General features: G+C 66.9%; 6 protein-coding genes. All 6 read left to right on the forward strand.

Annotation, left to right across the window (positions count from 1 at the left end; genetic code table 11):
• Positions 1 to 39 precede the first annotated feature (39 nt).
• Positions 40 to 351: a hypothetical protein gene (locus Q0C23_RS09755; RefSeq protein ID WP_291512188.1), complete on the forward strand. Its 312-nt coding sequence runs from the start codon at positions 40 to 42 to the stop codon at positions 349 to 351.
• 6 nt (positions 352 to 357) lie between these two features.
• A complete protein-coding gene (locus Q0C23_RS09760; RefSeq protein ID WP_291512189.1) occupies positions 358 to 1,191 on the forward strand; it encodes a DUF692 domain-containing protein in 834 nt (277 codons plus the stop codon).
• Positions 1,188 to 1,922 carry a DUF2063 domain-containing protein gene (locus Q0C23_RS09765; protein ID WP_291512190.1) on the forward strand — a complete coding sequence of 245 codons (735 nt, stop codon included), beginning with the start codon at positions 1,188 to 1,190 and terminating at the stop codon, positions 1,920 to 1,922. Before Q0C23_RS09760 ends, Q0C23_RS09765 begins: the two co-directional genes overlap by 4 nt.
• Complete coding sequence (recC, locus tag Q0C23_RS09770; RefSeq protein WP_291512191.1) at positions 1,919 to 5,350, forward strand: exodeoxyribonuclease V subunit gamma; 3,432 nt, start codon at positions 1,919 to 1,921, stop codon at positions 5,348 to 5,350. Before Q0C23_RS09765 ends, recC begins: the two co-directional genes overlap by 4 nt.
• Positions 5,347 to 8,895 (forward strand): exodeoxyribonuclease V subunit beta, encoded by a 3,549-nt coding sequence (gene recB / locus Q0C23_RS09775; protein ID WP_291512192.1) that lies wholly within the window; start codon positions 5,347 to 5,349, stop codon positions 8,893 to 8,895. The genes recC and recB overlap by 4 nt, the downstream gene beginning before the upstream one ends.
• 6 nt (positions 8,896 to 8,901) lie before the next feature.
• On the forward strand, positions 8,902 to 9,722 hold an 821-nt coding region (locus Q0C23_RS09780; RefSeq protein ID WP_291512193.1), incomplete at its 3' end, for an AAA family ATPase.

Raw genomic sequence — 9,722 nt, forward strand, 5'->3', positions numbered from 1 at the left:
CGGCGTCGCGCCGGGTCGTGGGATGTTAGGAGGATAGTCGTGTCCGATCAAAAAGTTTCGCTTCCCTTAGCCTCGCTCTTTGCCCTGGGCCTCGGGGCTCTACCGGCGGCAACTCTCGTGGCCATGCCGACTACGGCGTCGGCCTCCACTACGATGCAGAGCAGCAAGAACGGGATGGAGGGCGGCTGCTCCCGCTCCATGTCCAAAACCATGAGCGAGGGTGGCTGCTCCCGCACCATGGCGCCGGAGGGGCATTGTGTGAGTGCGGCAGCCATCAAGGCGCACGGCGGCAACTGCGGTAAAAGCTATATGGAGAAGCATCCTCAGATGGCCATGCCTCAGGACCACTGAAGGGCGATGGCAGCGCTGCCAACGTCCGGCACTCCCCTGGGTCTTGGCCTGCGCCGCAGTTTTCTGGCGGAGCTCGCGGCACGCGACCCCCTGCCGCTGGATTTTCTGGAGACTTCTCCTGAGAACTGGTTGCGTTTTGGTGGTCGTCCCGCCCACACGCTGCGGGAATTGAGCGAGCGGGTGCCGCTCTTCGCTCACGGACTGTCCCTATCCATCGGCGGACCGGATCCCTTGGATCGCGTCTTGCTGGACGCCATCGCCCGCTTTCTCGAAGAACACCGCTGTCCATACTACAGTGAACACTTGGCCTTCTGCCGCGACGATTCCTATCTCCACGATCTGCTCCCCATCCCCTTCAACGACGAAACCTTGTGCCACTGCCGAGACCGTATCGCGCAGGTGCAAGACATTCTGGAGCGCCGACTGCTGCTGGAAAACACGGCCTACTATGGGGATTTTGCCAGCAGCACCATGAGCGAGACAGAATTCTTCTGCGAGCTCGTGCGCGAAAGCGACTGTCTCATCCTTCTGGATATCAACAACCTCTACGTCAACAGCCGCAATCACGGTTATGACGCCCAGGCCTTCCTGCAGGCGCTGCCGCCGCAGCGGGTGGTCTATCTGCACCTGGCCGGGCATGCGCCGCACCCCAGTGGTCAACTCATCGATACCCACGATCGCGGTGTTTCGGCACCGGTACGCGAACTCCTGCGCCAGGCCCTGACGCTGCTGGGTCCGCGCCCCATCCTCTTGGAGTGGGACCACGCGATTCCTGGCCTCGACCAGCTGCTGGATGAGCTCGGCCAACTCGCGGCTACGACACGTCCCAACGCCGCATGACCCTTGACTCCAGGCTGCGTGGTCTGGCCACGGGTCTACGTCGGGGGGACGCCGACATGGCCATGGCCGCCGGGATGGCGGCCGACACCTTCGCCCTCTACCGCGCGCTTCTGCTGAGCAACCTCGAAGCGGGTCTGGCCGCCTGCTATCCCCAATGCAAAAAGCTCCTGGGGTCCGACTGGCCGGTGCTCGTAGAGGATTTCCTGGCTCACGGCGACATCCCCAGCCCCGCTTTTCACGAGTGTCCAGAAGCCTTCCTGCGCTACATCATCGACCGCGGGAGCAAAGGGCCACCGTGGCTGGCAGCCCTCGCCCATTGGGAGTGGGAAGAGCTGGCCCTGTCCTTGGCCCCCTGGAGTCCCACGCCGCGCGGCAGAGCCTTCGCGTCCTGGCAGGATCGGCCTTTGCTCCCACCCGTGCACTGCCTGCGCAGCTATCCCTTCGCCGTGCACCGCGTCGAAGGCCGGGAAGGACCGCCGGAGCCCGAGACCGTCTATCTCTTCCGCTATCGCGACGGTGCGGGTCGCATCTGCCATCGGCAACTCGGCCCGGCTGAGGCACGCTTGATCAGCGCCATCGACGAAGGATCGGAGACGGTGGCGGCCGCCATGGCCTTGGCCTTTCCCGACAGCCCTCTGGATGGGGATCAGCACCGCCGCATCGCCAGCCTTTTCCATTCCTGGATGGAGGAAGGGGCCCTGCTCGGCTGTCGCGGGGAGGAGTGTCGGTGAGCACGCCCCCCCGGCCCGGGGTGGTGGTGCTGCACGGCGATCGCCTGGAGGACCTGCTCAGCGCCGTACGCCAATGGCTCGCTGCCAATCCACTGCCGCCCTTGGTGGAGGACACCTTTCTGGTGCAGAGCAACGCCGTGGGCGAGTGGCTGCAGTGGCAGCTGGCCGAGGGCGACGGAATCTGTGCCGGAATTCGGGTCGCCCTGCCCGCCCGCTTTCTCTGGGAGAGTTACCGGCGCGTGCTGGGACCACAAGGCTTGCTCGACGACACAGCCTGGAGCAAAGCGGCGCTGCGCTGGCGCCTGCTGCGGCTCTTGCGGAAACTCGAGCAAGAAACCGCGGCATCCGGCGGACCGCCGATGCGTTTTGCAACACTCGCCGAATCCTCGACCTTGGAACGGCGCTGGCGCCTAGCGGGTCTGCTGGCCGATCTACTGGACCAGTATCAGGTCTATCGTGCCGACTGGCTGCAAGACTGGGCCGCAGGACGCTGGACCCTGCGCGACGGGCGCGGTGCGTTGCAGGATCTACCGGTAGACCAACAGTGGCAGGCCCAGCTATGGCAGTGGCTCTGCCAGGAGATGGCCGGTGAGGGCAGGCCCTTTGCCGGCCGCGGGGAGATCCACCAGGCCTTTCTGCGGCGCCTGCACGAGGCCGACCCAGCCTCCCTGGACCTGCCGCCACGGCTGATCTTCTTCGGTGCCGTGAGCCTACCGGCCCAGACACTGGAGGCTCTGGCGGCTCTGGGCCGGCATCTGCAGGTGCTCATGGCCATCCCCAATCCCAGTCCCTACCACTGGAGCGAGGTCACCGGTGCCGATGAGGATCTGCGCCGGCAGCGACACGGCCAGCCTGGGGCGGTAACCGCGGCGGGATTCGGTCCAGCTCTGCTGGCGGCCTGGGGACGTCAGGGGCGGGATTTCATGCGCCTTCTGGATCGTTTCGACGAGAGCACCGAGCTTGGTCCGCTCTGGGGCTTGCAGCGGGTGGATTTCTTCAGCGAGGATACGGGCAGGACCCTGTTGCGGCAACTGCAGACCCGCATCCGCGACCTCACGGACCGTCGCGATCCTCCTCAGGCCCTGGCTGAGAGCGACGATTCCCTGGTTTTTCACAGCAGCTATGGCCCGCTGCGCGAACTTCAGGTCCTGCAGGACGAACTGCTGCTGCGCCTTCGTGCCGACACCGGTCTGCGCCCACGAGACATCGTCGTCATGGTGCCCGACATCGCTACCTATGCGCCGCTCATTCCAGCCGTTTTCGGTGCCTATGGGCGGGAGGATCCCCGGCATATTCCCTTCCACGTCGTCGATCTTTCGCCGCAGGAACGCTCGCCGCTGGTCCGGACCCTGGCCTGGCTGCTGGAGCTGCCGCAGCGCCGCGCCCTGCAAAGCGAGATCCGCGACCTGCTGGACTGCGCCGCCCTGCGGCGGCGCTTTGACCTGAGCTCGGAGGATCTGCCGCAGATCCACACCTGGCTGGAGCAGGGCGGTTGGCGCTGGGGTCTGTCGGCGGCGCATCGCGCCGATCTCGGTTTTGCCGCCTGCGGTGACACCACGAGCGGCGCCTTCGCCCTGCACAGCCTGCTGCTGGGTTACACCAACGGCAGTGACAGTCACTTTGACGATCTCGAGGCCTGTGGCGAGGTAGGCAGCCTCGACGCCGTCCTTCTGGGTCGGCTCTACGAGCTTTGGAGGCGACTGGAATCCTGGCGGAACCTTCTCAGCCAGGCGACGACCCCAGCCGCCTGGGTGGAGCGGGCCCGGCAACTCCTGGCCGACTTTTTTGTGGCCGCCGACGCCGAGGACCGCGAAGCACTGGAACAGCTGGAGGGGGCTCTGGAGGACTGGCTGCTGCAGACGGAGAGGGCCGCCTGGGACGCGGACCTACCGCTGGAGATCTTCCGCGAGGCATGGCTCGAGGGCCTCGAAGCCGCCGGAGATGGCGCTTTCTTTCTGGGCGGCGGGGTGACCTTCTGCACTTTGATGCCCATGCGCTCCATTCCCTTCCGCATGGTCTGCCTGCTGGGCATGAACGACGAAGACTATCCCCGTCCCAATCCTCGCCGGGATTTCGACCTCATGGCTCTGCCCGGCATGGCGCGCGCGGGCGATCGCTCGCGCCGGGACGACGACCGCTATCTCATGCTGGAGGCGCTGCTTTCTGCCCGCGACTGCCTCTACCTCAGTTGGGTCGGGCGCGACCCTCGCCATCAGGAACGACGCACACCCTCCGCCCTCATCCTGCAACTTCAGCGCGAGATCGTCGCCACCTGGGGCGACGCGGCCCTGCGCGCACGCCTGCACGAGGATCCCTTGCAGCCCTTCAGTCCTCGCTATGGGGAGCCCGCAGGTCCGCTGACCTTCGCCCGCGAGTGGTTCCCCCTGACCCTTACGCCGTCTCACGACCTCGCTGCACCCGCGCCTCCCGTCCCGCCGCTGGAGTTGGGCCTGCTCGATCTGAAAAATACCTTGGCCGATGCCCTGGCCAGTTTCTACTCCCTGCGCCTGGGCGTGGAGATGCCCTGGCGCGATGCGGTGGCGGCCGATACCGAAGCCTTCGGACTGGACGGACTCGGTCAGTGGCAGCTTCTGCAGCAGCTCTGGGAGCGGGCGGCCAGCCCCGAGGAACTGCAGGACCTTCTGGCGGCCGAGCGGCGTCGGGGGCGCCTGCCCCTGGCTGCCGCGGGACGGCAGCAGGAGCGACGGGTACTGAGCCTCATGGAAGAGCTGCTGCGCAGCTGGCAGGCGGTGGCCGCAGAAATGGGGCCCGAAGCGACGGTGCTGCATGCCGAGCTCCTCGGCGAAGGTTATCGTCTGCGGGCGGAGCTACCCCGGGAACGCCCCTGGAACTCCAGAGCTCTCGGCTTTCATCTGCGTCGTCACACCAGCAAACTGCGCTACCGGGGCAAGGCCCGGGCCGATCGCCTGCTAGCGTGGTGGCTGGAGCTTACCATGCTGCAGGCGCATCGGTCCGAGGGGGCGGTGCTCGGCCTCTTTCTGGGTCAGGACGGCTGGCTCTGTGCACCACCGCCCGAAACGCCCGGCGATACCCTGGCCCAACTCCAGACCTGGCTGGGGGAAGCTCTGAGGGAGCCGCAGCCCCTCAGTCTGGACTGGGCCATGGCCTTGCTGGAGGACGCAAAGCGCGGCGGCGACGCCGCCAGCCAGGCCTATCTCCTGGGCGATGGACAAGAACCGGGCGGGGCTTGGCAACAGCACTGGCTGCTGCGCCGGCATTTTACCGATCCCGAGGCGGTGCTGGCCTGGCGCAACGGTGCCGGACTCTCCGCACTGGATCTCGCGCGCAGGATCTACGCGCCTTACTGCCAGTGGCTCGCGCGGGTTCAGCCACTGCCGGATGGCCTGGAGTTGCCCGGCCCGCAGCTGCTGCAACGGGCACTGGACCTTGTGGAGGGTGGGGCGTGAGCCAGCTCCTCGACCCGCTCCACCTGCCCCTGCAGGGCAGCGCCCTCATCGAGGCCAGTGCCGGCACCGGCAAGACCTATACCATCGCCACCCTCTATCTGCGTCTGCTCCTTGGCCACGGTGAGCCCGCAACGCCAGCGCGCCAGCCCGAGGAAATTCTCGTAATGACCTTTACCCGTGCGGCCACGGAGGAATTGCGCGAACGCATTGCCTTGCGTCTGCACGAGGCCATCGCCGCCCTGCGCGAGGGAGCGACGGACGCCCCCGCGGATCCCGTGCTGCAGCGGCTGCTGCGGGACTATCCCGATCCAGCGGCGCGGGCCCAGGCCCGTACACGCCTGGAGAACGCCTTCAACACCGTGGACGAGGCCAGCATCCACACCATCGACGGCTGGTGCCATCGGGTCCTGCGGGAACATTCCCTGTCCACGGGGCACGATCCCGAGGCCGAGATCCTGAGCGACAGCGTGCCCCTGAGAATCCAGGCGGTGCAGGATTTCTGGCGGCGCGCCATCTATCCTCTGCAACGCGCTGCCCGCTGGTGGCTCGCACGAATCCCCGACCCCGAGACCTTGCGCAGAGAGGTCGCCGAACTGCCCTGGCTGGATCCACCACTGCCGGTGCCCGAGACGCCCTTTGATCGTTGGCTGGAGGAGGCTGGCGCCGAGTTGTTGGACGCCTGCGACGCACTTAAAGGGCAGTGGTCCGACACGCTCCGCTACTCCTACGGTGCCGAGTTGCAGACGCTTGCCGTCCTCAAAGATTACCCACTGGATCGCAGGAGCCTGCCGCCCGCGAAGATTCAGGACGCGCTGCGCAGCCTGGATCGCTGGTGCGCCGAGGAGGACCAGTTCATCCCGGAGGCGATGGAGACCCTGGGCAAACTCGGCGCTCTGGAAGACCATTGTAGAGGGAAAAAGCATGCGGTGATCCTGCCGTCCAGCCCAGAGTTCCAGCGCTTTCTCGCTGCCCTCGTGCAGTGGCAGGAGCGCAGCGATCGCCTGTATCGGGAGGCATTGGAGCGCGCGGCGGCGGATATCGCCGCGCTCTACCGCAAAGCAAAGCAGGATCTGCGTCAACTGGAATTCAATGATCTCGGCCGAATACTCTGGGCAGCCCTGCGCGGTCCGCAGGGTGCCGCCCTGGCACAGGCGCTGCGCCAACGTTTTCCCGTCATCCTCATCGACGAGTTTCAGGACAGCTCCGCCCGCCAATACGCCATTTTCGAGCGCATCTACCGACCTCACGAGCCCTGGCCCGACACCCTGATGCTCCTCATCGGCGACCCCAAGCAATCCATCTATCGCTTTCGCGGGGCCGACCTCGACAGCTATCTGCGAGCACGCGCCCATACCGCCCCGCGGCACTACGTCCTCGGCACCAACTATCGCTCCACCGAACTCCTGGTGGAGGCCCTCAACCACCTCTACCAGGGGGCCGACGGACGCTGGCCCAGTGGCGCCTTCGACTACCGCGACGACGACGATGATCCCCTGCCCTATCTGCCGGTGGCTGCCGCCGGTCGCAATGAGCGCTGGCAGATCGCCGGGCGCGATGGCCCCGTCCTCACCTTTGCGCAGTACCCGGAGGCGATGACCAAGGACGCGTTCCTGACGCATTTCGCCGACTGGACCGCGGCGACCATCGCCCAGCTGCTCGGCGAGCCTGACACCGGCTTCGTCAATGCCGACGGCCAGTTGCGTCGGGTCAGCGCCAGCGATATCGCCATTCTCCTGCGCAACCGCAAGGAAGCCGACATCATGCTCTCGGCCCTGCGTCGCCGGGGTTTGCCGGCGGCCTTCCTCAGCGAAAAAAGCTCGGTCTACCACAGTCCGGAGGCGGAGGAACTGCGTCTGTGGCTACTGGCTCTGCTGCACCCCGAGGACGACGGTGCCCTGCGCCGTGCCCTCGCCCTGCCCCTGCTGGGTCTCGCTCAGGATCACCTGTGGCGACTCCACGAAGACGACGCCCGTTGGGCGCGAGAGGTGGAAAGGCTGCAGGAGACGGCGCGGATCTGGGCACGCTCGGGAATCCTCACCGCGCTGCATCGCCGCCTGCACCAGCAGGGTACCGCGGCGCGCATACTGGCGCGTCCCGATGGCGAACGCCGCCTCAGCAATCTCCTGCACCTGGGCGAACTCCTGCAGCAGGCAAGCCAGCACCTGGAGGGTCGGGAGGCGCTTCTAGAGCATCTGGAGCGCGAGCAAAGCAGCACGGATACCCCCGCCGACAGCCACATCCTGCGCCTCGAAAGCGAGGCCCAGTGCATCCGCATCCGCACCATCCATTCCGCCAAGGGCCTGCAGTATCCCTTGGTCTTTCTCCCCTTCATCGCCGCCACCCAGCAAAAAAGGAACAGTCCGCCCTGGCAGGTCACTCCCGGCGACGAGCACTCCACGCTGTCCTGGCAGAGCCCGGCGGCGGAGACCCTGGAGCGGGAGCGCTTGCGGGAGGATCTGCGTCTGCTCTACGTCGCTCTGACTCGGGCCGAATACGCCCTCTGGCTGGGGCTTGCGGCGGGCAAGAAAGCGAATACCCCGCTGTGGTGGGGCAGTGCCATCGCTCGTCTGCTGGCCCCAGACAGCGACAGCCCGCCAGCCCAGTGCCTGGAACCCTGGCAGCAACATCCTGCCTGCCAGGTGCTCGTCGCCGACCTCATCCCCCAAGGTCCAGCGCAAGGCCCCCAGCGCGCCGCACCCACGCGCGAAGCGCTCGTCTATACGGGTCGATTCGAGCGCGACTGGACCATTCACAGCTACAGCCGTCTCAGTCAGCGCCTCGAGACCTCCGCTAGCCCCTGGCCATCCTCCGGCCCACGGGCGGCAGCCCCGGGGTCGGCGCGGGAAGGCTGGCACGATTTTCCCCAGGGACCCGGAGCCGGGCGATTTCTCCACGAACTGCTGCAGTGGCTCTGGCGCGACGGTCACTGGCCCGAGGACTGGCAGGCGGACCTGCGTCGCCGTTGTGGCGAGCGCGGCTACGCGGACTGGGGTCCCGTGCTCGTCTCCTGGTTCGAGACCCTGCGCGACAGCCCCCTCGGGTCCACCGGGACCCGCTTCGGGGATCTGCGTGGGGCGCGCACGGAGATGCCTTTCTGGTTTCCAAGCCGGAATCTGTCCACCAGCCAGCTCGATGAACTCTGCCGTCAATATCTACTACCAGGGCGCGAACGTCCGCAGCTCGACGCCCAGAACCTGCGCGGACTCTTTCACGGCTTCATGGATCTGGTCTTCGCGCTGGAGGGCCGCTATTACGTCCTCGATTACAAATCCACGCATCTTGGCGGGGAGGATACCGCCTACGACAACACCGCCATCGCCGTAGATATCTTGGCACACCGCTATGAGCTGCAGGCAGCCCTCTACCTGCTGGCCCTGCATCGCCACCTGCGTCAGCGCCTGGGACGGAGCTATCGCCCGCAGCAGCTGGGCGGTGCCTGGCTCTGGTACCTGCGGGGCAGCGCCGGTGCCGGCAGCGGACTGCTGCACCTGCCCGCCGATCCCGGTCTGCTGGACGCGCTGGACCGCGCCCTGGGAGGACAGTGAGCCCCCATGTCCGCATTTGCCCCCAACTCTCGCCGTATCCTGCAGCTCCTGGGCGACTGGCATCAGGCCGGCTGGATCGGTCCGCTGGAGCCGACCCTCGCACACTGGCTGGCCCAACGCGATCCGGACATCGCGCCCGAGCTGCTCTTTCTCGCCGCCATTCTGGTACACCTGGAGGGACTCGGCCACACCTGTCTGGATCTATCCGCCTTCCTGGCCCAGCCCGCTTACTACCTGGACTGGCCGGCCGAAGCCCAAGAGGCCCTGGAGGATATGCTGCGGCAGATGGGACCCACGGCGGACGCCTGGCACACCGCCCTGGCCCGAGGCAGTCGCGTCCTCGCCCAACACCCCCAGATCGCGCACCCGCAGCCCCGCCATCCCGGCCCCGAAACTCCGCTGGTCTGGGATGGCCAACGCCTATACCTGCGCCGCCACTATCGCGACGAAATGGAGATCGCCGGGGCGCTGCACGACCGCGCACGCTCCATCGTCGCGCGTTTCCAGCAGGGTGAGGATATCCTCGCGCGTCTCTTCGGCCCCGTCAGCGCCAGCACCGCCGAGGACGGTCAGCGCCTCGCCTGCGCCCTGGCCGCGGAGCGCGGCTTCACCCTCATCACCGGCGGGCCCGGCAGCGGCAAGACCTATACCATCGCCCGTCTGCTGGTGCTACTGGCTCAGACAGCGGAGCTACGGATCGCGCTCGCGGCTCCCACCGGCAAGGCGGCCCTGCGCATGGACACGGCCCTGCAGCAGAGCGTCGACGATTTCGTCCGGCGCGGTGAACCGGAATTGGCCGACCTCCTGCGCCGTGTGCCCCCTGCCCA

The sequence above is a fragment of the Acidithiobacillus sp. genome (assembly GCF_023256195.1).
Classification (GTDB): Bacteria; Pseudomonadota; Gammaproteobacteria; order Acidithiobacillales; family Acidithiobacillaceae; genus Acidithiobacillus_A.